At 72.3% G+C, this 21,689-nt stretch carries 21 protein-coding genes; 12 read left to right on the forward strand and 9 right to left on the reverse strand.

Going from position 1 to position 21,689, the window contains the following annotated elements; genetic code table 11:
* Positions 1–49: 49 nt before the first annotated feature.
* Together GCE86_RS09785 and GCE86_RS09790 are read left to right on the forward strand one after the other, a co-directional pair.
* A complete protein-coding gene (locus GCE86_RS09785; RefSeq protein ID WP_154226648.1) occupies positions 50–625 on the forward strand; it encodes an ArsR/SmtB family transcription factor in 576 nt (191 codons plus the stop codon).
* The gene (locus GCE86_RS09790; RefSeq protein ID WP_154226649.1) at positions 625–1,938 is read left to right on the forward strand and encodes an MFS transporter; all 1,314 of its coding nucleotides are present in this window, start codon (positions 625–627) and stop codon (positions 1,936–1,938) included. Before GCE86_RS09785 ends, GCE86_RS09790 begins: the two co-directional genes overlap by 1 nt.
* A 90-nt stretch (positions 1,939–2,028) precedes the next feature.
* On the opposite strand, the gene GCE86_RS09795 is transcribed toward GCE86_RS09790, so the two are convergent.
* Positions 2,029–2,718 carry an alpha/beta fold hydrolase gene (locus tag GCE86_RS09795; protein ID WP_154226650.1) on the reverse strand — a complete coding sequence of 230 codons (690 nt, stop codon included), beginning with the start codon at positions 2,716–2,718 and terminating at the stop codon, positions 2,029–2,031.
* A 50-nt stretch (positions 2,719–2,768) separates the two neighbouring features.
* On the opposite strand from GCE86_RS09795, the gene GCE86_RS09800 reads away from it, so the two are divergent.
* The gene (locus tag GCE86_RS09800; protein WP_154226651.1) at positions 2,769–3,464 is read left to right on the forward strand and encodes a helix-turn-helix transcriptional regulator; all 696 of its coding nucleotides are present in this window, start codon (positions 2,769–2,771) and stop codon (positions 3,462–3,464) included.
* Between the two features lie 90 nt (positions 3,465–3,554).
* Here GCE86_RS09800 and GCE86_RS09805 read toward each other — a convergent pair whose 3' ends face one another.
* The 3 genes from GCE86_RS09805 to tnpA all read right to left on the reverse strand — a co-directional run bounded on the left by GCE86_RS09805 (position 3,555) and on the right by tnpA (position 6,278).
* Positions 3,555–4,577, reverse strand: a complete 1,023-nt coding sequence (locus GCE86_RS09805) for a hypothetical protein (protein WP_154226652.1) — start codon at positions 4,575–4,577, stop codon at positions 3,555–3,557.
* A gap of 454 nt (positions 4,578–5,031) precedes the next feature.
* Positions 5,032–5,637: a YdeI/OmpD-associated family protein gene (locus GCE86_RS09810; RefSeq protein WP_154226653.1), complete on the reverse strand. Its 606-nt coding sequence runs from the start codon at positions 5,635–5,637 to the stop codon at positions 5,032–5,034.
* 170 nt (positions 5,638–5,807) lie between these two features.
* On the reverse strand, positions 5,808–6,278 hold the full coding sequence (gene tnpA / locus GCE86_RS09815) for an IS200/IS605 family transposase (protein ID WP_154226654.1): 471 nt from the start codon (positions 6,276–6,278) through the stop codon (positions 5,808–5,810).
* 26 nt (positions 6,279–6,304) lie between these two features.
* Between tnpA and GCE86_RS09820 the strand changes: the two genes are divergently transcribed.
* The 3 genes from GCE86_RS09820 to GCE86_RS09830 are packed head-to-tail and all read left to right on the forward strand — an operon-like array spanning position 6,305 to position 11,634.
* Positions 6,305–7,537, forward strand: a complete 1,233-nt coding sequence (locus GCE86_RS09820; RefSeq protein WP_154226655.1) for an RNA-guided endonuclease InsQ/TnpB family protein — start codon at positions 6,305–6,307, stop codon at positions 7,535–7,537.
* Positions 7,538–7,597: 60 nt separating this feature from the next.
* Positions 7,598–10,933 carry a bifunctional lysylphosphatidylglycerol synthetase/lysine--tRNA ligase LysX gene (gene lysX / locus GCE86_RS09825; protein ID WP_204342159.1) on the forward strand — a complete coding sequence of 1,112 codons (3,336 nt, stop codon included), beginning with the start codon at positions 7,598–7,600 and terminating at the stop codon, positions 10,931–10,933.
* The gene (locus tag GCE86_RS09830) at positions 10,930–11,634 is read left to right on the forward strand and encodes a DUF998 domain-containing protein (protein ID WP_154226656.1); all 705 of its coding nucleotides are present in this window, start codon (positions 10,930–10,932) and stop codon (positions 11,632–11,634) included. Before lysX ends, GCE86_RS09830 begins: the two co-directional genes overlap by 4 nt.
* Positions 11,635–11,978: 344 nt before the next feature.
* Here the strand turns inward: GCE86_RS09830 and GCE86_RS09835 are convergent, their stop codons facing one another.
* Positions 11,979–12,551 carry a dihydrofolate reductase family protein gene (locus tag GCE86_RS09835; RefSeq protein WP_204342158.1) on the reverse strand — a complete coding sequence of 191 codons (573 nt, stop codon included), beginning with the start codon at positions 12,549–12,551 and terminating at the stop codon, positions 11,979–11,981.
* 188 nt (positions 12,552–12,739) lie between these two features.
* Here GCE86_RS09835 and GCE86_RS09840 point away from each other — a divergent pair, with 188 nt between their 5' ends.
* The gene (locus GCE86_RS09840) at positions 12,740–13,186 is read left to right on the forward strand and encodes a winged helix-turn-helix transcriptional regulator (protein ID WP_154226658.1); all 447 of its coding nucleotides are present in this window, start codon (positions 12,740–12,742) and stop codon (positions 13,184–13,186) included.
* Positions 13,187–13,210: 24 nt separating this feature from the next.
* On the opposite strand, the gene GCE86_RS09845 is transcribed toward GCE86_RS09840, so the two are convergent.
* Positions 13,211–13,657, reverse strand: a complete 447-nt coding sequence (locus tag GCE86_RS09845; protein ID WP_154226659.1) for an Rv0361 family membrane protein — start codon at positions 13,655–13,657, stop codon at positions 13,211–13,213.
* Between the two features lie 164 nt (positions 13,658–13,821).
* On the opposite strand from GCE86_RS09845, the gene GCE86_RS09850 reads away from it, so the two are divergent.
* The 3 genes from GCE86_RS09850 to GCE86_RS09860 all read left to right on the forward strand — a co-directional run bounded on the left by GCE86_RS09850 (position 13,822) and on the right by GCE86_RS09860 (position 17,428).
* The gene (locus GCE86_RS09850; RefSeq protein ID WP_154226660.1) at positions 13,822–14,268 is read left to right on the forward strand and encodes a hypothetical protein; all 447 of its coding nucleotides are present in this window, start codon (positions 13,822–13,824) and stop codon (positions 14,266–14,268) included.
* Positions 14,269–14,862: 594 nt separating this feature from the next.
* Positions 14,863–16,686 (forward strand): glycoside hydrolase family 15 protein, encoded by a 1,824-nt coding sequence (locus GCE86_RS09855; protein ID WP_154226661.1) that lies wholly within the window; start codon positions 14,863–14,865, stop codon positions 16,684–16,686.
* A gap of 115 nt (positions 16,687–16,801) precedes the next feature.
* Complete coding sequence (locus GCE86_RS09860) at positions 16,802–17,428, forward strand: transcriptional regulator (RefSeq protein WP_244317251.1); 627 nt, start codon at positions 16,802–16,804, stop codon at positions 17,426–17,428.
* A 93-nt stretch (positions 17,429–17,521) separates the two neighbouring features.
* Here the strand turns inward: GCE86_RS09860 and GCE86_RS09865 are convergent, their stop codons facing one another.
* From GCE86_RS09865 to GCE86_RS09875, 3 genes are all read right to left on the reverse strand, one after another.
* On the reverse strand, positions 17,522–18,346 hold the full coding sequence (locus GCE86_RS09865; protein ID WP_154226662.1) for an oxidoreductase: 825 nt from the start codon (positions 18,344–18,346) through the stop codon (positions 17,522–17,524).
* Positions 18,343–18,909, reverse strand: a complete 567-nt coding sequence (locus GCE86_RS09870) for a TetR/AcrR family transcriptional regulator (RefSeq protein ID WP_154226663.1) — start codon at positions 18,907–18,909, stop codon at positions 18,343–18,345. Before GCE86_RS09870 ends, GCE86_RS09865 begins: the two co-directional genes overlap by 4 nt.
* A 103-nt stretch (positions 18,910–19,012) precedes the next feature.
* On the reverse strand, positions 19,013–19,663 hold the full coding sequence (locus GCE86_RS09875) for a fasciclin domain-containing protein (protein ID WP_154226664.1): 651 nt from the start codon (positions 19,661–19,663) through the stop codon (positions 19,013–19,015).
* A gap of 151 nt (positions 19,664–19,814) precedes the next feature.
* On the opposite strand from GCE86_RS09875, the gene GCE86_RS09880 reads away from it, so the two are divergent.
* Together GCE86_RS09880 and GCE86_RS09885 are read left to right on the forward strand one after the other, a co-directional pair.
* Positions 19,815–20,993 carry a sensor histidine kinase gene (locus GCE86_RS09880; RefSeq protein ID WP_154226665.1) on the forward strand — a complete coding sequence of 393 codons (1,179 nt, stop codon included), beginning with the start codon at positions 19,815–19,817 and terminating at the stop codon, positions 20,991–20,993.
* Positions 20,990–21,667, forward strand: coding sequence for a response regulator (locus GCE86_RS09885; protein ID WP_154226666.1), 678 nt, complete (start codon positions 20,990–20,992; stop codon positions 21,665–21,667). Before GCE86_RS09880 ends, GCE86_RS09885 begins: the two co-directional genes overlap by 4 nt.
* Positions 21,668–21,689 lie beyond the last annotated feature (22 nt).

The raw sequence follows: 21,689 nt of genomic DNA on the forward strand, positions 1-21,689 counted from the left end.
AAGCGAGCATGGGTTGGCAAAGAAGTGTTGGCCAAGATATGTTGGCTACATGTCGTCCGGTCAGAAGAAGCAACTCACCGATCCGCAGGCGCTGCGGGCGCTCGCCCATCCCATCCGGCTCAAGCTTCTCGAACTGCTCACTGTCGACGGTCCGGCCTCCGGGCGACAGCTGGCCGACCGGACCGGCGAGTCCACGGCATCCATCAGCTATCACATCGGCCAGCTGGCCAAGTGGGACCTTGTCGAGCCCGCACCCGAACTGGCTGAGGGACGCGAACGGCCATGGCGAGCAACCAGCCGAGGGATCACCTGGTCAGCGACCGGTGACGGCTCGCCGGAGTTCGTCGCCGCCTCCCGGGCGCTGCGAGAGCAGTTCATCGCCCAGCGGCTCGCCGCCCTCGACGCCTACCAACGCCACCAGGCGGACTTCGACACCGCCTGGCAGGAAGCGGCCTGGGTCGGCGAAGACATCGGCTACCTCGACCCCGACGAGCTGGTCGAAGTAACTGAGCGCATCAAAGCCCTCATCGGCGAGTACACCGCCACCACACGGCCTCGCACGGCGAACGCCCGCCGCGTCGCCTTCTTCGGCTACGCCGTCCCCACGCCCGACGGTCCGAGCTGATGCTGCGCACACCAGGACTGCTCGCCCTGTTCGTCGCGAAGTTGTTGTCCACCTTCGGCTCCTGGCTCACCCTCCTGGCGCTGCCGTGGTTCGTTCTGGTGACCACCGGTTCGCCGGTGAAGATGAGCGCGGTCCTGGCCGCAGAGTTTCTTGGGGTCGTGACCCTGGGCCTGCCCAGCGGCAGGGTCGTGGCCCGGCTGGGCGTGCGGCGCACCATGCTGATCTGCGACGCGGCGCGCGTACCGTTGATGGCGCTGATTCCGCTGCTGCATCAGGCGGGATGGCTGAGCCTGCCGGCCCTGCTGGTGGTCTCGTTCAGTCTCGGTGTGTTCACTGCCCCTTATGTCTCCTCGCAGCGGCTGATCCTGGCCGACCTCCTCGGCCCGACGCGGGGCACCGACGAGAAACTTCTCGCCCGGGCCAACAGCCTGATCGACGGTGCGACCCGGGTCGCGGCCCTCGCCGGACCCGCCCTGGGCGGCCTACTCATCGCCCTGCTCGGGCCGGCCCAGGTCCTCTGGATCGACGCCGGCACCTACCTCATCTCCTACCTCATCCTGGCCTTCTTCGTCCGGCCGCCCGCTCCTGTCGTGGCCGATACGAACAGGGCGTCTCCTCGTGCGAGCGACGAGCGGGCTGCCACGTTCGCGGGCCTACGCCACGCGCTGCGCCATCGAGCACTTCGGCTCTTCGTGCTCGCCCTGACGTTGGTGACCACCTCGGTCCCCGCCGTGTTCATCTGCCTGCAAGTGCTGGTCATGGATGAGCTGGGAGGCGATCCTCGAACGCTGGGCCTACTCACCGGGGCAAACGGCGCCGGCCTCGCCATCGGCAGCCTGGTGGCCGTCGCTGGCCTCGGGCGGATGAACAACACCGCCCTCACCGGAGCCGCCATGCTGCAGTGCGCCCCGCTGTGGCTGCTACTCGTCGATCACGCCCTCGCGGTGGCCGGCGGACTGTTTCTGGTCGGACTGGCCACGCCGTTGCTAGCCGCAACTGTCAACACCCGCGTCACCCTACGCACCCCGGCACCTATCCGACCTCACGTGATGACCGCAGTGACAACCACCGAAAACCTGGCCGCATTCGTCGGATACACCGCCGCCGGACCGGCGTTGCAACTCAGCGGGCTGCGCACCGTCCTCGCCGTCATCGCAACCCTGGCCGCCCTCGGCGCGATCACCTTCGCCATGGCCCTACGCGCCGACGACTCGCCACCGGCCTTGCCGAATCAGCGCCCCCGGGAGCCCAGACGACACCGTCGCACCCCGGCGATCCACGAACCCGCGACCGGGACGGAACGCAATCCATGACCCGGCACGACGCCCGCACCTGCGAGGGTAGTGGTTCGCGTCGCCGCAGGTCCCTTGCCGTAACGGCGTATGCCCGTCAATCGATCGGTGTCACGGCCGTGCCGTGAGGAATCGCGTGATTGCCGCAGCGACGGCCTGGTGGTCCTCGAGCATCGGTAGGTGCCCCGTGTTCAGGTCGTTCTGCCAGGTGGCGTCTAGTCGCTGGGCGCATCGCTGTTGCAGCGTCATCGGCAGCTGATGGTCGTCGGTGGTCCGCAGGTAACCGCGCCACCCGCTCCACGAGCGGTGCGCGGTCCGGTCTCGGTAGAGGGCGGGGGACTCGGGGGTGAAGTCGGCGATGATGCGGTTCGCGACCTCTTCGTTCAGTCCGCGGGTGAGGCCACGTCTGATCGCCGAGTCCGGCGGCCGGGTCCCGGCGATTCGCATCGCGGCACTGAGCGCCCACCGGTTCGGCGCCGGCATCGCCGAGATGAACGATCCTCCCGGCTGCGGGATCACGGCACTGATCGCCAGGAAGGCGCTGACGCGTTCGGGCGCGAGCCGGGCAACTTCGGCGCCGATCACACCGCCGGCCGAGTGAGCGACGATCACGTAGCCGCCCGGCGGTGCGGAGTCGATGACCGCCTGGGCGTAGTCGCGCAACCGGGCTCGGCCGCTCTGCGGTCGGGAGGCGACACAGGTCTGCTGTCCTTCGCCGAGGTCGCGGCGGACGTCATCCCAGATCCAGGCGGGAAGCCCGGCGCCGCTGAGGAACATGATCGGATCGCGTGACGTGCTCATGACACCATCGTCACCCCCACCGATGTCACCGGCATGTCACTATTTATTGGATGAACCGCACCGACCGTCTCTACGCCCTACGTGAGGAACTACGGCGCGCCGGGCCTGCCGGGCGCACGGCGGAGCGACTCGCCGAGGTCTTCGAGGTCAGCGTCCGCACGATCAAACGAGACATTTCGGCCCTGCAACACGGCGGCTTCCCGGTCTGGGCTCGACCCGGCCCCGGGGGTGGCTACGTCGTTGACGCCGCCGCGACCCTCCCACCGGTGAACTTCACCGACGCCGAGGTCTCCGGCCTCGCCGCCGCCGTGGCCGCCCACCGCGGACAGCCCTTCGACAGCCACGCCCGCGCCGCCCTCGTCAAGGTACTCAGCGTGATGGACACCCGCGCACGAGAAAACGCCACCGCGTTGAACGGTCGTGTCTGGATCGATCACACCGACACACCCGGCGACGCCCGGACTCGACGCGCGATCGAGCAGGCACTCCACGCACAACGCGTCCTCGTCGTGGACTACCGCGACCGGCATGGCACGCCCACCACCCGGCAACTCGATCCCGTACTCCTGGCCCGCACCCGTGGAAACTGGTACCTCATCGCGCACTGTCGCACCCGTCAAGCGATCCGCTGGCTCCGCCTCGACCGCGTCAGCGCCGCCCACCTCACCACCCAGCCCGCCGCTCATATCCCCATCGAAGCCATTGGCACACCGCCCACCACCGCCGAAGCCATCGCCGACCTGTGACGCCACCCGCCATCGCCGACCGGCGGCCGTGGCCGTCGCCGAAACCCATTGGCCCGAGCCGTCCGGCTGTTCATCGCCGAGGACCTGGACCTAGTGACCGGCCAGGTCGGCTACGTCACCGGCGGCCCGCACGGCTGACCGCGCACGCTGCTCAGGACGCACGGCCCGCTCCGGCCGGCGCCGGGTGGCGATGGCGTAGCCCGTGGTGGTGACGCCCAGTGCCACTCCCCAGCAAAGGAACACCAGCAGGGTGCCGGTCACCGCCCACCCCTCACGCACCTGCGACCAGTGCGTCTCGCCGCGGAGAACCTGCCGCACGAGCACGGCGACGCTCAGGATGCCGTAGGTGACCAGCGCGAGCGCCACCACCCCGGCGGGGACCACCGCCAACAGCGGGGGAACCCGTCTGTCGCGCAGCCCCGGCAGCCAGTGCGGGAACCGCTGCCCCCAGCGCTGCACCAACCCGAGTACGAGCAGGCCGGCCAGCGGCGGGACGAGGGTGATCGCCACGCCCGTCCCCGTCGAAAGGCTCCGGTGGATGTCGTCCAGCTCCCGCTGCGGGATCCCGAACGGAACGCCAAGCGCCCACAGCCCGTGCGGCACCGCCCAGCCGGCCACCGGCAGGGCCACCGTCACGTACGCCCAGCGGCGGGTCCACCGCGGCACCGGCTGGTAGCCGGCCGCCTGCGCACCGCGCCGCGGAGCGCAGGCGTTCGTGAGCCCGGCGAACAGCAGACCGCCGGTCGCCAGCACGAGGCGCGCGCCGAGATCGCGCCAGTCCGAGGGGCGTCCCACCAACGCCGCAGGGATCTCGAAGAGCAGATGCAGCGGGAAGGACAGGACCAGGAGCAGCGCCGCGGCCGCCCCACCACCGGCGACCGAGTAGCGGCCGGGGAACCGGACCAGCCACACGACCAGCACCGCGAGGACGGCGCCCACTCCCACCGCTCCCCACCCCGCCCGCAACGGCAGCGTCTCGACCAGATCCGCGCCGCACCCGCCGGTCGGGTCGACCAGATGGGTGCGGTCGCAGGCCGTGTACCCCCACCGGCCCCCCGAGATCCAGTACGCCCGCACGGTCACCTCGACGACGACGAACACGACGCAGGCCACCGCCCACCGCCGGACCCGAGCAGCGGCAGCCGAACGGGAGGAACGAGCCGAAAGACCGGACCTGCCGACCGCCTGCGGAGCGGCGCGGCGACGTGCGGGACCGGTTGCCACGCCGTCCGGGACCTGGACCCGCTGGGGCCGTTGCCGCCACGTCATCGCGTGACCCTCTCGGCCACGGCCGGTGTGCGCAGCCCGGGACGGACCGGACAAGGCTTGTTGCTCATGAGGCCATGCTCCGTGCCGACCCGCGGGGCTGTCCTCCCACCGCGGCGGGACCCCGTTCCCTCCACCGGGGGAGTGCACACTGTTAGGAGGTGCAGTCCGGTGCGAGCGAGCAGATCGCCGCGGACATGGTCATGCCCGGGCCGACGTGGCCGGTGCCGCCCAGCCGGCCGAGACCTACCTGCGCCGCGCCGCCCAGGTGGAGCCGGGTTCGGGCACCAGGAAGATCCGGTTACGGCGATGTCGAGGGCTTGGCCTTCTGCGGATGGATGGTCTCGTGGCGGGCCAGCATGGCGACGAACTCGGCGATCTTCCGCTGGCGGGTCTCTGCTCGTTTGACGGCGTTGACGCGGTGGATGAGAGAGAACCGGTTGGTCTTGGTGAGGACGTCGAACATGGCCTGGGCGTCGGGGTCGGCGGCGATGGCGGCCAGCAGGTCGTCCGGCACCTCGGCTTCCGACGGCGGGGCGTAGGCGGCCGCCCACCGCCCGTCCGCCTTCGCGGCTTCCACCGCGGCGCGACCCGGCGGCAGCATCCGGCCCTCCGCCTCCAGGCGGGCCACGTGGGCGACGTTGCGCTGCGACCAGGAACTGCGGGCCCGGCGCGGGGTGAACCGGATCCAGGAGGTCTCCTGGTCTCCTCTCCGGGCCTGACCGTCGATCCAGCCGAAACACAGGGCCTCGTCGACCGCCTGCTGCCAGGTCAGCGTCGTGACCGTGCCGCCCTTCTTGGTCAGGGCCAGCCAGACACCGGGCGACGTGTCGTGGTTGGCCGACAACCACGCCCGCAGCGCGTCGGCATCCGCGACGATCAACTCATCCAGTTCGGCGCTCCCCATGACGGCAGGCTACCGCCCGGCCGTTGCCGTGGCCTCCGCCTGTCGCGCACAGCGTCGACCCTCGGCCGGACCGGCTGGTGAACACCGTCAGCACAGCGGGGGAGTGTCGTGCTTCGGCCGGGGACCGACGGCGGGCGTGGCTACCGGAATGCGGGCCAGTGCTCCGGCCTTCAGGCCGGGGGTGAGGGCCCGCGCTGGGAGGGCCGCTGGGCCCGAGCAGTGCCTTGACCGGGACGGTTCTGCTGCTCGATGTACTGCTTCACGACGCTCAGCGGTGCCCCGCCGACGGACCCGGCGAAGTACGAGCCCGACCACAGCTTGTTGGCCCGGTAGTAATGATGCACGAGGTCGGGGAACTCCTGCCGCAGCCGCCGTGAGGAGACGCCCTTGAGGCTGTTGACCAGCCGGGCCACCGCGACTTTGGGTGGGAAGTTGACCAGCAGGTGCACGTGGTTGTTCTCGCCGTTGAACTCGACCAGCTCCGCCTCGAAGTCGGTGCACACGTCCCGCATGATCGCCTCCATCCGGGTCAGATGCCGGTCGGCGAACACCTTGTGCCGGAACTTCGTCACGAAAACCAAGTGGACGTGCATTGCGAAAACGCAGTGCCTGCCAGTGCGAATGCCTTGAGATTCGGCCATAGCCCAACATGATACCGTGTGCCTTTGTGCAGCTCCGTTACCAGTTCCGCGTGTATCCGACGCCCGGCCAGCAGATCGAGCTGGCTCGGGCGTTCGGGTGCGCGCGGGTGGTGTTCAACGACGGGCTGCGTGCACGGCAGGAAGCCCGCGAGCAAGGCTTGCCGTACGTCTCGGACGCCGAGCTGTCCAAGCGGGTCATCACGCAGGCCAAGGCGACCCCGGAACGGGCGTGGCTGGGCGAGGTGTCGGCCGTGGTGTTGCAGCAGGCTCTCGCGGACCTGAACACCGCGTACCGCAACTTCTTCGCCTCGATCACTGGCAAGCGCAAGGGCCGCAAGATGGCCCCGCCCCGGTTCCGGTCCCGCAAGGACAACCGGCAGGCCATCCGGTTCACGAAAAACTCCCGGTTCAAGGTGCTCGACAACGGCCGCCTGCGGCTGCCGAAGATCGGCGACGTGACGGTGCGCTGGTCCCGGTCGCTGCCCTCGGACCCGTCCAGCGTGACGATCATCCGGGACGCGGCCGGGCGACACTTCGCCTCGTTCGTCGTCCAGACCGGGGACGAGCTGCTGCCCGAGCTGGACTCGGAGGTCGGGATCGACCTGGGCCTGACGCACTTCGCGGTCCTCTCGGATGGCACGAAGGTGGCCGCTCCGAAGTTCCTGCGCCGCGCGGCCCGCAAACTCAAGCGGCTGCAACAGGACTTGTCCCGCAAGCAGCGGGGCAGCAGCAACCGCAAGAAGGCCGTCGTGAAGGTCGCCAGGGCACACGTCCGCGTGGCCGACACCCGGCGCGACTGGCAGCACAAACTGTCCACGGCGATCATCCGCGAGAACCAAGCGGTGTACGTCGAGGATCTGTGCGTCGCCGGTCTCGCCCGGACCCGGCTGGCCAAAAGCGTCCACGACGCCGGGTGGGCCAGCTTCACCGCCATGCTGGAGTACAAAGCGGCCCGGCACGGGCGCACCTTCGGGCGGGTGAACCGATTTTTCCCGTCGACCCGCATGTGCTCCCAGTGTGGCCGAATCAACGACAAGATGGCACTCAACGTCCGAGCGTGGGACTGCCCCTGCGGAGCAGCCCACGACCGAGACGCCAACGCCGCCATCAACGTGCTCGCCGCCGGACAGGCGGAGAGTCGAAACGACCGTGGAGCGCAGGTAAGACCGGGTCTCCTCCCGGCACCGCGTGGCGAAGCGGTAACCCACCCGGATGCCGCGCGGTCCACGCGCAGCATGGAGGGAATCTCCGCCCTTTAGGGCGGAGAGGATGTCAAGATCAGCCGGTCGCCGGGGGTCACCGGCACGAGGGAGGCCACGTTGAGCCCGAGCACCGCGCCGCGGACGGTGGGAGACGCGCGGCGCGCCGGCCGGGACTGGCGACGCCAGGTGCCGCGGGCCTTCGCGACGCTTCTCTGGGTGGTCGCGGTGGTCTGCGCGCTGGCCGCGCTGAGCAGCGCCGTCCGCTCCGACATCCAGCCGGTCCGCACCGCCATCGACGCCCTGCTGCTGCCCGCCCCGGCGAACCTGGCGTACGCGGTCTTCCTCGGCACCCTCGCCTCGGCGGTGCTGCGCCGCAAGCGGCTGGCGTACTGGGTGCTGCTCGTCTACTTCACCCTCACCCTGGCCGTCGGCGTGCTGGCCGGCGTGCTGCTGCTGGTGATCGGCAGCAACGACCTCACCGACGACGCCGGCGAGCGGCTGTTCACCTCGCTGGAGACGGTCGGGGTCTGGGTCGGCATCGCCTTCGCCGCCGGGGCGCTGGCCCTGCTGCTGGCCGCCCGCCGGGAGTTCTACGCCCGGGTGCGCAGCGGCAGCCTCTGGCGGGCCCTCGGGGTCTTCCTCGGGCTGGCCGCGGCCGCGGTCGGGCTCGGCTACCTGCTGCTCCTCGTCGAGCCCGGCAGCCTGCGCACCTGGGTGGACCGGCTCGGCTACGCCGTCGAGAAGGTGTTCGGCGGGGCCGTCACCCTGGACGTCACCCGGCAGGGACAGGCGCCCGGCTGGGTCAACCTGCTGCTCGGCGCCTTCGGCGGGATCGCCTTCGTCGCCGGCCTGTTCACCCTGCTCCGGTCGCAGCGGGCCGCCGCCGTGCTGCACCCCGACGAAGAAGAGCGGATCCGGGAACTGCTCGCCCGGCACGGCGGGCGCGACTCGCTCGGCTACTTCGCCACCCGCCGGGACAAGGCGGCGATCTTCTCGGCCAGCGGCAAGGCGGCCATCACCTACCGGGTGGTCAACGGGGTCAGCCTGGCCAGCGGCGACCCGGTGGGGGACCCGGAGGCGTGGGGGCCGGCCATCGAGGCCTGGCTCGAACAGACCGGCGCGTACGCCTGGACCCCGGCGGTGATGGGCGCCAGCGAGGCGGGCGCCAGGGCGTACCACCGGCACGGGCTCAAGGTGCTGCACCTGGGCGACGAGGCGATCCTGCTGGCCCGCGAGTTCGACCTGGACGGGCGGGACATGCGCCCGGTCCGCCAGGCCGTGCACCGGGTGGAGCGCGCCGGCTACACGGCCCGGGTGCGCCGGCACGCGGACATCCCGGCGGGGGAGCTGTCCGAGCTGGCCAGGCTGGCGACGACCTGGCGGGACACCGAGCACGAGCGGGGCTTCTCGATGGCACTGGGCCGGCTCGGCGACCCGGCGGACGGCGACTGCGTGCTGGTCGAGGCGCGGGACGCGGACGGCCGGGTGCGGGCGTTGCTGTCGCTGAGCCCGTGGGGCGCCGACGGGCTCTCCCTGGACCTGATGCGCCGGGACCGGTCCGCCGAGAACGGGATCACCGAGTTCCTGGTGGCGGCGCTGATGGGTGAGGCGCCCCGGCTCGGCGTCGAGCGGGTGTCGCTGAACTTCGCGGTGTTCCGGTCGGTCTTCGAGCAGGGCGCGAGGATCGGCGCCGGCCCGGTCATCCGGCTCTGGCGGCACACCCTGCTCTTCTTCTCTCGCTGGTGGCAGCTGGAGTCGCTGTACCTGTCCAACGCCAAGTACCAGCCGCACTGGACGCCGCGCTACCTGTGCTTCGGTGAGCGCCGGGAGCTGGCCCGGGTGGGCCTCGCCGCGGCGGTCGCCGAGGGCTTCCTCGCCTTGCCGGGCGGCCGCCCCACCCCGCTGCACGGCGTGCCGCCGGCCGGCGGCGCGGTGGGCTACGTGCCGCCGGCCGCCGCGACGGTCCGGGCCGTGCCGCCGGAGCCGGCCGCGACGCAGCCGCCCGAGCAGATCCGGGTACGCCTGGAGAAGCTCGACCGGCTGCGCGCCGAGGGTGTCGACCCGTACCCGGTGGGCTTCCCGCGTACCGACGACTGCGCGGCGGTGCGGGCGCGGCACGCCGGGCTGGCCCCGGACACCGGCACCGGGGAGACCGTGTCGGTGGCCGGCCGGGTGCTGCTGGTCCGCGACCACGGGCGGATCTGCTTCGCGACGATCCGCGACGGCAGCGGCGACCTCCAGCTGGTGCTGGAGCACGACCTGGTCCGGTGGCGCGCCACCGTCGACATCGGCGATCACGTGGGCGCCACCGGCGAGGTGTACGCGACCCGGCGCGGCGAGGTGTCGGTGCGGGTGGCCTGCTGGCAGCTGACCGCCAAGTGCCTGCGCCCGCTGCCGGACAAGCACCACGGGCTCGCCGACCCGGAGGCCCGGGTCCGGCAGCGCTACCTCGACCTCGCCATCGATCCGGAGGCGCGGGACCTGCTGCGGGCCCGCGGCACCCTCCTGCACAGCCTGCGGCGCTCCCTGGCCGACCGGGACTTCCTGGAAGTGGAGACCCCGATCCTCCAACGGGTGCACGGCGGCGCCAACGCCCGCCCGTTCGTCACCCACAGCAACGCCTACGACCTGCGGCTGAGCCTGCGCATCGCGCCGGAGCTCTACCTGAAACGGCTGGCCGTCGGCGGGATGGAGCGGGTGTACGAGCTGGGCCGAGCGTTCCGCAACGAGGGCGTTGACCACAGCCACAACCCGGAGTTCACGGTGCTGGAGGCGTACCAGGCGTACGCGGACTACCACGTGATGCGCGAGCTGGCCCGTGAGCTGATCGTCGCGGCGGCGGTCGCGGTGCACGGGTCGCCGGTGGTGCGCCGCCCCGGGACGCGCGACACCGTGGACATCGGGGGCGAGTGGCCGGTCCGTACGGTCAACGAGGCGATCTCCGCGGCGCTCGGCGAGGAGGTCACCGCCGACACCGACCTGGCCGCCCTGCGCCGGCTCTGCGACACCGCCGGGATCGCGTACGACCCGCGGTGGGAGCGCGGCGCGGTGCTGCTGGAGCTGTACGAACGGCTGGTCGAGGCGCGCACCGACGAGCCGACGTTCTACCTGGACTTCCCGGCCGACGTCTCGCCGCTGACCCGGCAGCACCGGAACGACCCGCGGCTGGCGGAGCGGTGGGACCTGGTCGCGTTCGGAATGGAGCTGGGGACCGCGTACTCGGAGCTGGTCGATCCGACCGAGCAGCGGCGCCGGCTCACCGCGCAGTCGTTGCACGCGGCCGGCGGCGACCCCGAGGCGATGGAGCTGGACGAGGACTTCCTCACCGCGCTGGAGTACGCCATGCCGCCCACCGGCGGCCTGGGCCTCGGTGTGGATCGGCTGCTCATGCTGCTCACCGGCCGGTCGATCCGGGAGACGCTGCCCTTCCCGCTGGTCCGGGACTCCTCGTGAGCCGCGCCCGGGCGCTGCCGGGGCTGACGCTCGCACTGGCCGGAGTCCTCTACGCGTCGTGGCTGATCGGACCCCTGCTGAACCCGGCGTTCGGCCTCCTCGACGGGTACGCCAGCGAACTGGCCGCCCGGGACCAGCCGTACCACCTGGTGTTCGGCCTGGGGGACCTGGTCGCCGGCGCGCTCGCGTCGGCGACCGGGCTGGCGCTGGCCCGCCGGGCTCGGGGCGGGCCGCGGTGGGCGTGGTGGGCGCTGGTCGCCTTCGGCGTGGCCACCGCACTGGACGGCACGGTGAGCTCGATGGACTGCGCGCCCTCGGTCGACGCGCGGTGCGCCCGGCTGGCGGAGGCGGGCGCGCTGTCGTGGCGGAACCAGTGGCACTCGGTCAGCTCGGCGCTGGCGATCGCCGCCGCGCTGGCCTCCCTGTTGGCGCTGCTGATGAGCCGGCGCGGTCGCCCCGCCTCGTTCCGCTGGGGGCTCGCGGTGGCCGGGGTGCTGCTGGTGGGCACGGCCGGCACGCTGGCCGAGCTGGTCCACCCGGACGCGGCGCTCGGCGCCTGGCAGCGGGTGCAGCTCCTCGGCCTCTCCGGCTGGCTGCTCTACGCCAGCGGCATCGTCGTCACCCAGGGCAACTCCGCGTCCTCGGCCGGCACCCGGCGGGCGTCGAGTGCCGAACCCGGCCAGCAGCGTGGGGCTGCGTGACAGGGTGCCGGTCTGCCGCCAGGGCCGCTGCCTTCATGGTGGCCGACGAACAGGGCGCCGTGGTCACTCCCCGCGCCCGCCGGGCGGTTCGCAGCCACCACCACCGATTTGCCCGGTAGGACGAGGGGGAGATCAGTCACCCGAGTATCCACAGAAATGGATGTGGTCGGGCTGGCCGTCACGGTAACTGAGCACATATGTGCCGAACCAGCGCTCCGGCCGCCATCTTCGCGAAACTCCGGGTCACCCCGTCCGACGACGCCAACCGCCGGGTGCTGGCCGTGCTGGGCCACCTGAGACGCTGACCGGTCAGCAGCACCCCGGGCCGGCGGGATCACCCCAGCTCACGCCGGTGTGTAGGTGTTCACGACGATGCCGCACGCGTACGACCTGGAGCGCACAAGTGTCAGCCGCAGCCCACCGGTCACGGAGTGGAACAGCGACTGCCCGCGGCCCACCGCCGTCGGATTGACGTAGAACTGGTACTCGTCGACCAGGCCCGCGGCGGCGAGAGCGGCGGCGAATCCGGTGCCGCCGAAGGCGATCATGTCGCCGCCCGGCTCCGGCTTGAGACGCGCGATGGTCGCCGCGAGCCCGCCGGCTGCCGGTCGGGTGCGCGGCCATGGGAACTGGCCGCGTTCGCCGGTCGAGAACACGATCTTCTCCACCTCGCCGATCCGGCGGGCGAACGCGTAGTCGGGGTCGTCGGGATGATCCGCCGCGCTCCGCGCCCAGTGGTCGAGGTAGCCCTCCTCAACCATTTTGCGGCTCAGGAGGATCCGGTCGACCGCGCGGAGCGTCTCGTTGAAGTCCCGCCTGAGCTCGTCGTCCCATGACCAGTGCTGCCCCCAGTCCCAGACCGCCCACCGCACCGCCGGGTCGGCCGCTTCGACGTAGCCGTCGGCGGACGTCTGCATCTGAACGATGAGCCTGCTCACGCGGGATCACCGGCCAGTGCGACGCGCGCCCAGTCCCGCAGCCAGGTGGGGGTGGTGGCTTGAGCGATGACGACGTACGTGCGGCGGCTGCTCGACTGGTAGTTTTTCAGCACCAGTTCACGGTAGAGCTGACTGGTAGGAAAATGCAACCGGTATGGAGGCGTGGAATGTCCCTGACGCGGCGGTCCCTGTGCCCGATCAGCCAGGCGTTGGAGCTCGTCGGCGACAGGTGGAGCCTGCTGATCGTCAGGGACCTCGCGTTCGCCGGAAAACGCCGCTTCCGCGAGCTGCTGCAGTCCGAGGAGGGCATCTCGACCACCGTGCTGTCGGACCGGCTCGCGCGGCTGGTCGAAGCCGGCGTGCTGACGCGGCACGGCCATCCCCACCACCGGCAGATGGCCGTGTACAGCCTGACGCCCATGGGCGTTGACCTGCTCGATGTCGTGGTCAGCCTGGGCATCTGGGGCAGGCGGCATCTCGCGGTGACGGATGCGAGCGGCACCCCCGTCGCGGACCTGGAGCGGGGCGGACAAGCCGCCCTGGAAGAGCTCAAGCGACGGACGCTGCAGGAACACGTGGTGAACAGCTCCGCAGACGGGACCTCCGAGCCCTGACGTGGTCGGCTCAGTGCGGAGCCGTCACTCGCAGATCCGCCAGTCGCCGTCTTCCTTGACCAGGGTGAGCACCTGGGTCCCGCCGGCGCCGTCGGGTAGGAGCCAGCGCACGTCGGCCCGCCCGCCGACCCGGCCGTTGCTGTTGGTGACGTTCACGCCGACGATCTCGTAACCGGTGGAGGTGAACTGCGCGGACTGCTGGCGGACGAAGTCGGCCTGGCTCTGCCGGTCCCGCAGCCGGCGGCAGAGTTGCCCGTAGGCCGTCGGGAAGTCCCGGGCGACCATCGCCGCGGCGAAGGTGTCGACACGCTCGTGCGCCGGCCCCCTGGCCTCCCGGGCCAGGTTCCACAGCAGGCCGCCGCCGATGAGCCCACCGAGGCAGCAGAGGGAGAGCACCAGACCGACGACGATGAGCACCGTCCGTCTCGTACGCGGGTTCTTCGGTGGCACCATGACCGGCTCGTATGCCATAGCCCGCACGGTAGGAAGACCGCGCAACCGGGCGGACGTTGACGCGCGCCCGGACGGAGGGCCTCAGTGGGCACGACGGCGGCTCATGCCGGTGACGCCGCGCGCGCCCGGGCGGCCGTGGGTCGTCCGGCGTCGGCAGCGAGGTCGAGCGGCCGCAGGATGCTGTGCGTGACGACGACTTCCGCACCGCCACGCCGGCGCAGGTCGCCGACGGCGCGGTGCAGCACCGTCAGGCTGGCGGCCGAGAGCCGGACGATGGCGTCGATGTCCGCGGCGATCCACCATGCGTCGACCGCGCAGGCTCGGCTCGCAGGTACTCCAGCAAGCGGCTGCCGGGTGTAGCCGCGGTCAGCCGGACGCAGACCAGCGCTTCGTGCCGCCGCTCCGGCCCGTCGCTGGGCGACGCCGGGGCTGCGGGCGAGGTCGGGTACGCGGGCAGCGCCGAGGACGGCGGTGTCGAGGATGGGGCACCGGGCGTGACCTCGGGTGTCCACCGGTACGGCCGTCTCTCGATCACGGTATCGGTCCGCGATTCCACCGCCTCAACCGTCGTAACGTCATGTCGCCATCGTGGCGAGTCGGCCTCGGCGAATCCGGTACCGATACCGTGATTTGACGGTGCCCCGGCCGTTCTTGACACGTCGTTGACGGGCAGGCGGCGGTGCCCGGGTGCTACGGATACGGCCGTGGATGTTGCTGCCGCCGCTGCTGGTCGTCGGGTAGTGCCCGATGCGCCGGGTCGGTGTTGTCGTCGGCGCACCAGTCTCCGCTGGCGCCCCCGTTGCGGCTGGTGTCGATGACCTCGCGTTTGCCCGGGATGCCCATGCCGTTGAGGGCGGGTTCGTGGCCGGAACTCGGGCGGGATCTGGAGGTGAAACGGCCGCCCCTGCTGCCCGCCCGAAAGCATGACCGTGGCCCGATCCGGGCGCCCGGCGGCGTGCTGCCTGTCATTCTTAGCGGGCCAGAGCCTGCCACCGGTCTTCGGCGCTCTGCTCGGCGCTCAAGGAGGGGCCGGATGACCGGTGCGGCGGAGCAGTTCGATCTCCTCGTGGTCGGCGGTGGGAAGATCAACACGGGTACGCGCCCCCATCTGCCCGCCATTCCAGACGATGGCCGAAGGGCTCACCGACCCCCGTACCTGAGGTCCGACCGCACGCCGCGCCAGGCGCCGGCCGGACGCGGTCGCCGCGCGCCGGAGCGCTGCGATGCGTGAGGCGACGATCAGCGATCACGGGTTCCTCGCCGACGGACACAGCGCCGTGCTCGTCGACCGGACGGGCTCGGTGAACTGGTGGTGCCCGCAGCGCTTCGACGCACCGTCGGTGTTCGGCCGGCTCCTCGACCCCGAGGCCGGACACTGGTCCATCCGCCCCGTGCACGACGCGCGCACCGAATGGGCGTACCTGCCCGACACCCTGGTGCTGCGAACGGTGCACACCACGGCGCAGGGCGCGGTGGCCGTGCTCGACGCCCTCGCGTTGGAGCCCGGCGCCCGGGGACATGACGTCGGCCTGCGCTCTCCCCGCCTGCTCGCCAGGATCGTGCACGGGCTCTCCGGGGCCGTGTCGATGCGCCTGCACTACCGGCCCCGCTTCGAATACGGCCGCGTCGTCGCCTACCTGCACGAGCAGGACGGCGTGCTGATCGCCAGCGCCGGCGCCGCCCGGCTGACGCTGCGCGCGAGTGTCCCACTGACCTGCGGCGAGGGCGAGGCACACGCTGACTTCATTGTGCGCAACGGGCAGACGGAGACCTTCACCCTCGCCTACGCGCCGGCCTACGACACCGACCCGCAGGCCGAGCACGACGCCCAGGACGTCGTCGACAACGCCGCGTCGGGGTGGCTGTCGTGGCTGAACCTGCACGAGTACCAGGGCCTGTATCGAGAACAGGTCCGACGGAGCGCCCTGGTCGTCCAAGGCATGACCTACCGTCCCAGCGGTGCGGTCGTGGCCGCGGCGACCACCTCCCTCCCTGAACAACCCGGTGGTGAACGGAACTACGACTACCGCTTCGTCTGGGCGCGCGACTTCAGCTTCACTCTCGAGGCGTTGTGGCGGGCGGCCTGCTCGGACGAGGTCAACAGACAGTTCGCGTGGCTGGGCAGGGCGATCGGCCGGATCGGCGACGACCCGGTGCCGATCATGTACGGGGTGGCGGGCGAGCGGGACCTCACCGAACACCGCCTCGAGCACCTCGCGGGCTACGCCGACAGCCGACCGGTCACGATCGGCAACGATGCGTGGCAGCAGCGCCAGACCGACGTGCCGGGTGAGGCGCTCGGCGCGGCGTGGCTGATGCGCGAGCACCTCGACGACCCACTGCCCGCGGACGTGCGGCAACTGCTGCGGGCGCTTGCCGACCGGACGGTGACCGATTGGCGGCGTCCCGACGCCGGCATGTGGGAGGCCCGCGACACGCAGCGGCACCACCTCTCGTCGAAGGTGCTCTGCTGGACGGCGCTGGACCGGGCGGTGCGCTTCGGTGCGCGGCTCGGTGAGCCGGCCGACATCGCCCGCTGGGCGGACGCCCGTGACCAGGTGCGCGACACCGTGCTGACCCGTGGCTGGAACGCATCTCTCGGCGCCTACGCGGGCACCCTGGACGGCGACGACCTGGATGCCTCCGTGCTGCTCATGCCGCTGGTCGGCTTCCTCGCGGCAGACGCACCCCGGATGCGCTCCACCATCTCGGTGGTGGAGCAACGGTTGGCCCACGAGGGACTGCTGCGCCGCTGGGAGGGCGACCCGGCCGGCTTCGTCATCTGCTCGTTCTGGCTGGTGGGCTGCCTAGCCCTGTCCGGTGAGCGCGACCGGGCGCAGCGGCTGTTCGAGGACCTCGTCGGCCGGGCCAACGACCTGGGACTGTTCGCCGAGCAGATCGACCCCTACACCGGCGAGCAACTGGGCAATTTCCCACAGGCCTTCTCGCACATCGGTCTCATCAACGCCGCCGGAGGGCTGAGCGACCTGGTGGGCAGCACCGCCGGTATGGGCGCACCACCGGACCACCGCATCCCCAGGGACTGACCGGGCCGCCGGTCCGGGCGGAGGCCCATTCCGGCAGCCGGCTCTCCGCCACGCATCCGCACCGCGCTCTCCGGACGAACCACCGGTAGGAACCGCATACCCGGGAGTGCGACTGGTGCTGAAGACTCCGATGCCGTCCGAGGCCGTGGAGACGGCGCGCAAGCGCCTCACCCTGGCCGCCGAGGACCTGAACGCCGACCGCGTCGCCGCGCTCGTCGCCGACCTGACGGTCGAGTGGGGGGTCGCGGGGCCGTGGGAGCAGGTCTGCGTACCGGCGCTCACGGCCCTGCGCGGCCACACCGCCGCGGAGATCGCCGTCGAGCATGCGCTCTCCGAGGGGGTACGCGTGGGGCTCGACGTGTTCCGGCGCGACCGGCCGACAGCGGCCCACGGTGTGCTGCTCGCCGGCGCGGAACACGAGACGCACAGCCTCGGCCTGCACGCGCTCAGCGCCGCGCTGCGGGAGCGTTCCGTCGGCAGTCTGCTGCTCGGCCCGGCCCTGCCCTGGGCCGCCCTGGCGGACGCCACGTACCGGACGCGGCCGCGGACGGTGGTGGTCTGGTCGCAGACGCCGGTCACCGGGCGCGCGTACCGTCTCGTGCGCTTCGCCCGGGACTTCCCCTCGCTCCGGGTGCACGGCGCCGGCCCGGGCTGGATCGAGCCGCTGACGCGTCCGGTGAGTCACCTGGCGTCACTGCCGGCTGCGGTCGCCGCCTGCCTTCCACCCGCCGAGCGCGGGTGACGCCGCGACCCATATGTGGGCGGCGCTGGCGGCCGACGACCGGGCGCAGTTGCCCACGGCACCCGGTGCGACCGTGACGCGCGGCGGACCGGGTCAGCGGAACTGGAGCCGGTTGACCGCGTCGAAGACCCGGGCGCCGAGCAGCCGGCGGGTGTGGACCATGGCCGAGGCGGCGGCGGTGACCAGGTAGCGGGTGCGGGGCCGGCGGGCGGTCACGGCCCGCTCGATCACGCGGGCCACCGTGTCCGGCGTCGCCGACAGCAGCTTGTTCTCGTACGACCGGGCCATCACCGTGTCCACGGTGGTCACCATCTCCCGGTAGGGGCCCGACGGGTCGGCGCCGGCGCCGAGCGACGACGAGGCCACCGCGCCGAAACCGGTGCGGATCAGTCCCGGCTCGACGATCGCCACATCCACGCCGAACGGGCGGACCTCCTGGCGCAGCGCGTCGGAGATCGCCTCCACGGCGTACTTGCTGGAGTGGTAGTAGCCGCCGCCGGGGAAGACGAGACGGCCGCCCATCGAGCTGACGTTGATGATGCGGCCCCGGCCGGCCCGGCGCATGCCGGGCAGCACGAGCTGGGTGAGCCGGGCGAGCCCGAAGACGTTCGTCTCGAACTGGGCGCGCACGCGGTCGAGCGGGGTCTCCTCGATCGGGCCGTACTCCCCGTAGCCCGCGTTGTTGACCAGCACGTCGACGTGGCCGTGCGCGGCCTCGACCGCGGCCACCGCGGTGCGCATGGAGTCCTCGTCGGTCACGTCGAGGGGGAGGAGCCGGGCGCCGGTGTCGGCCAGGTCGGTGATCGCGTCGAGCTTGCGGGCGGTCGCGTAGACGGTGAGGCCGGGACGGCGGGCGAGCCGGCGGACGGTGGCCCGGCCGATTCCGGAGGAGGTGCCGGTGATCAGGACGGTGGTCATGCGGGGTCTCCCAGCTGTGCGGGCAGGCCGGCGACGAGCAGCGCGACGCCGTCGCGCAGCCGCCGCCGGGGCAGGTCGGGGTCGGTGAGGTCGGCCTCCAGGCCGCGGGTGAGCGCGACCAGCACGTCGGCCACCGCGCGGGCCCGCGGCCCGGCGGCGTCGGCCAGCGCGCCAGCCACCACGTCGGTCAGCTCCCGGGTGTACGCCTCGACGAGGTCGCCGGTGAGCTTGGCGCTGGTGTCGAGCAGCTCGGTCGCGTGGGGGCTCTCCCGGTGCAGCTTCAGGGTGAGTTCCAGCTTGGCGGCGAGCACGTCGTGCAGGCGGTGGGTGAGGTCGTCGCCGGGGGTGGCGGCCGCCTGGCGGGCCTGGGCGAGCGAGCCGTCGAAGAGCCGCTCGGCCAGCCGCCGGTAGGCGTCGTCCTTGTTGCGGACGTACTGGTAGACCGCCGGCCGGGACATGCCGGCCGCCGCGGCGATGTCATCCATGGTCGTGCGCCGCATCCCGTGCCGGGTGAAGCACTCGTACGCCGCGGTCAGGATCGTGTCGAGGCGCTCAGCTGACATGCTGACGATTGTTGCACATACTGTCAGCTGACACCGGACGGACCCCGTTGTGAGAGCGCGCGGAGCGGCGCCCGGCGGATGCCGGACGCCGCCCCGCCGCGCGTCAGGGCAGGTCGATCGGGCGCAGCACCCGGTCGACCGCGTGGGCGATCTGCTTGTTGCCCTTGTTGATGTCGTAGCGCACGACCCGGGCGTCGCGGTCGCTGGTGTCGGCGTCGACCAGCCGCACCTGCCGGCCGTACCAGCAGTGCCTGACGTCGACCTCGACGGTGGCGCCGAGCGCGGTGGTCAGCTCCGCCCCGTCGGCCTTGAGCGCCGCCTTGCGGTCGATCGTGGCGCCCGGCACCACGTGGTAGAGCAGCACGTCCTCCACGGTGTCCGTGCCGAGGCCGGCGACCGCGTCGAACGCCGCCCGCTCGCGGGGCAGCGTGCGGGCGTGGGTGATGTCGCGGACCAGCTCGCGGAACGCGTGGTCGTTGGGCACGAACGCGGTCAGCGGGACCGACCCGTCGGTCAGCACCTTGACCGGCGAGTCCGGCTTCGCCTGCAACACCGCGAGCACCGCCGCGGTCAGCACGTCGAAGTCCCGCGGGTTGCGGTCGAAGCCGCTGGTGTCGGCCGTGAGCACGGCGGCCAGCGAGCGAGTCCCGGACGGCGCGGTGGCCGCCTGCGCGGGCGCGGCGAGGGCGGTGGTGGCCATGGCCGCAGCCGTGGCGCCCACCGCGACACGGGCGGCGACGCGAGACATGTTCATGGGTTACGCCTTTCGTCGATGGACCCAAGCGGTGACTGTCGTCACGACCCTTGTTCGCCGCGCGGGACCCGGACGGATGCACCCGAGAGAGCGTCACCGCCGCCCGCACCATCGCCGGGGCCGCCGCCGGCCGCTGCCGTACCTTGACGGCATGGGACGACTCGAGCGGTGGCGCCGGGCCGCCGCCGCGCATCCGACGGTCGTCGACGCGCTGCCGGCCGCCGTGCTCTTCGCGGCGAGCCTCCTGCCGGTGAACCCACCCGGCGGCCCTCCGCGCGCCCCGCTCACGGCCGGCGCGGTGCTCCTCGCCCTGGTCGGCTCCGCGGCCCTGGTCCTCCGGCGCCGGCACCCGCTGCCGGTCCTCGCCGTGGTCACCGTCGTGGCGGCCACCGCGCTGCTCGCCCAGCAGGCCCGGGGACCGTTGGTGCTCACCGTGGCCCTGGCGGCGTACACGGTGGCCACCCGGACCGATCGGCGGACCGCCGTGGCGGCCGGCGCGGCCAGCGCCCTCCTGCTCGGCGCCTGCGCCGTCGTCGCGCTGGGCGTCGGCTGGCTCGATCCCGCCGTGGTGGTGCTGGTGCTCTGGTTCGGCGTGGCCGTCGCCGCCGGCGACGCGGTACGCAGCCGGCGCGCGTACGTGGCGGTGCTGGAGGAGCGGGCACGGCGGGCGGAGCAGACCCGCGAGGCGGAGGCCCGCCGCCGGGTCACCGAGGAGCGGCTGCGCATCGCCCGGGAGCTGCACGACGTGGTGGCCCACCACATCGCGGTGATCAACGTGCAGGCCGGCGTGGCGGGGCACGTGCTGCGGCAGCGGCCGGACGCGGCCGAGGAGGCCCTCGGGCACGTACGCTCCGCCGCGCGGACCGTCCTCGACGAGATGGCCACCCTGCTCGGCGTCCTGCGCCGCCAGGAGGAGCCCGAATCCCCGACCGAACCCGCCCCCAGCCTGACCCGGCTCGACACCTTCGTCGACGGTTTCGCGGCCGGCCAGCCGGTGCGGTGGACGCTGAGCGGGCAGCCCCGCCCGCTGCCCAGCGCGGTCGACGTAGCCGCGTACCGGATCATCCAGGAGTCGCTGACCAACGCCCATCGGCACGCCCCGGGCGCCCCCGTCATGGTCCACCTGCGCTACGCCCCGACCGGGCTCACCGTCGAGGTACGCGACCAGGGCGCCGGCGCGGGATCCGAACCGGGCGCCGGCCTCGGCCTGCTCGGCATGCGGGAACGCGCCGAGGCGGTGGGCGGCGCCTTCCACGCCGGCCCGCACCCCGACGGGGGCTTCGTGGTCCGCGCCGACCTGCCCGTCCCGCAGGACAAGGAGAACGCATGACGGTCCGGGTGCTGCTCGCCGACGACCAGACCCTCATCCGCGCCGGATTCCGGGTGCTGATCGACTCGGCGCCCGACCTGACCGTGGTGGGGGAGGCGGCCACCGGCCGGGAGGCGGTCGCGCGGGCGCGCACCACGCGCGCCGACGTCGTGCTCATGGACATCCGCATGCCCGACCTGGACGGACTGGCCGCCACCCGCGAGATCACCGCCGACGAGGACCTGGCGGGCGTACGCGTGCTCATCCTGACCACCTTCGAGGTCGACGAGTACGTCTTCGAGGCGCTCCGCGCCGGCGCCAGCGGCTTCCTCGGCAAGGGCGTGGAGCCGGGCGAACTGCTCGACGCCATCCGTACCGTCGCGGCCGGCGACGCCCTGCTGTCCCCGAAGGCCACCCGAGGGCTGATCGCTCGGTTCCTGGCCCAGCCCGAGCCGGAGCCGCCGGCCAGCCCGGACCGGCTGCGGGCGCTCACCGACCGGGAACGGGAGGTGCTGACGCTGGTCGCCACGGGGCTGAGCAACGAGCAGATCGCCCAGCGGCTGGTGGTGTCCCCGCTCACCGCCAAGACCCATGTGAACCGGGCCATGGCCAAGCTCGGCGCGCGGGACCGGGCACAGCTCGTGGTGTTCGCCTACCAGACCGGGCTCGTCCGGGCGGACCCGCCGACGCAGTAGGGCGACGGTCGGCGTACCGCGG

It is taken from the genome of Micromonospora terminaliae (assembly GCF_009671205.1).
Lineage (GTDB): Bacteria > Actinomycetota > Actinomycetes > Mycobacteriales > Micromonosporaceae > Micromonospora > Micromonospora terminaliae.

Coding starts and splice junctions, on each gene's coding strand:
- GCE86_RS09795 (WP_154226650.1), bottom strand. CDS start 2,718: ATGAGCACGTCACGCGATCCGATCATGTTCCTCAGCGGCGCCGGGCTT.
- GCE86_RS09840 (WP_154226658.1), top strand. CDS start 12,740: ATGTCCCTGACGCGGCGGTCCCTGTGCCCGATCAGCCAGGCGTTGGAG.
- GCE86_RS09810 (WP_154226653.1), bottom strand. CDS start 5,637: ATGGGGAGCGCCGAACTGGATGAGTTGATCGTCGCGGATGCCGACGCG.
- GCE86_RS09785 (WP_154226648.1), top strand. CDS start 50: ATGTCGTCCGGTCAGAAGAAGCAACTCACCGATCCGCAGGCGCTGCGG.
- GCE86_RS09880 (WP_154226665.1), top strand. CDS start 19,815: ATGGGACGACTCGAGCGGTGGCGCCGGGCCGCCGCCGCGCATCCGACG.
- GCE86_RS09855 (WP_154226661.1), top strand. CDS start 14,863: ATGCGTGAGGCGACGATCAGCGATCACGGGTTCCTCGCCGACGGACAC.
- GCE86_RS09885 (WP_154226666.1), top strand. CDS start 20,990: ATGACGGTCCGGGTGCTGCTCGCCGACGACCAGACCCTCATCCGCGCC.
- GCE86_RS09865 (WP_154226662.1), bottom strand. CDS start 18,346: ATGACCACCGTCCTGATCACCGGCACCTCCTCCGGAATCGGCCGGGCC.
- GCE86_RS09790 (WP_154226649.1), top strand. CDS start 625: ATGCTGCGCACACCAGGACTGCTCGCCCTGTTCGTCGCGAAGTTGTTG.
- GCE86_RS09870 (WP_154226663.1), bottom strand. CDS start 18,909: ATGTCAGCTGAGCGCCTCGACACGATCCTGACCGCGGCGTACGAGTGC.
- GCE86_RS09875 (WP_154226664.1), bottom strand. CDS start 19,663: ATGAACATGTCTCGCGTCGCCGCCCGTGTCGCGGTGGGCGCCACGGCT.
- GCE86_RS09845 (WP_154226659.1), bottom strand. CDS start 13,657: ATGGCATACGAGCCGGTCATGGTGCCACCGAAGAACCCGCGTACGAGA.
- tnpA (WP_154226654.1), bottom strand. CDS start 6,278: ATGGCCGAATCTCAAGGCATTCGCACTGGCAGGCACTGCGTTTTCGCA.
- GCE86_RS09835 (WP_204342158.1), bottom strand. CDS start 12,551: ATGCAGACGTCCGCCGACGGCTACGTCGAAGCGGCCGACCCGGCGGTG.
- GCE86_RS09800 (WP_154226651.1), top strand. CDS start 2,769: ATGAACCGCACCGACCGTCTCTACGCCCTACGTGAGGAACTACGGCGC.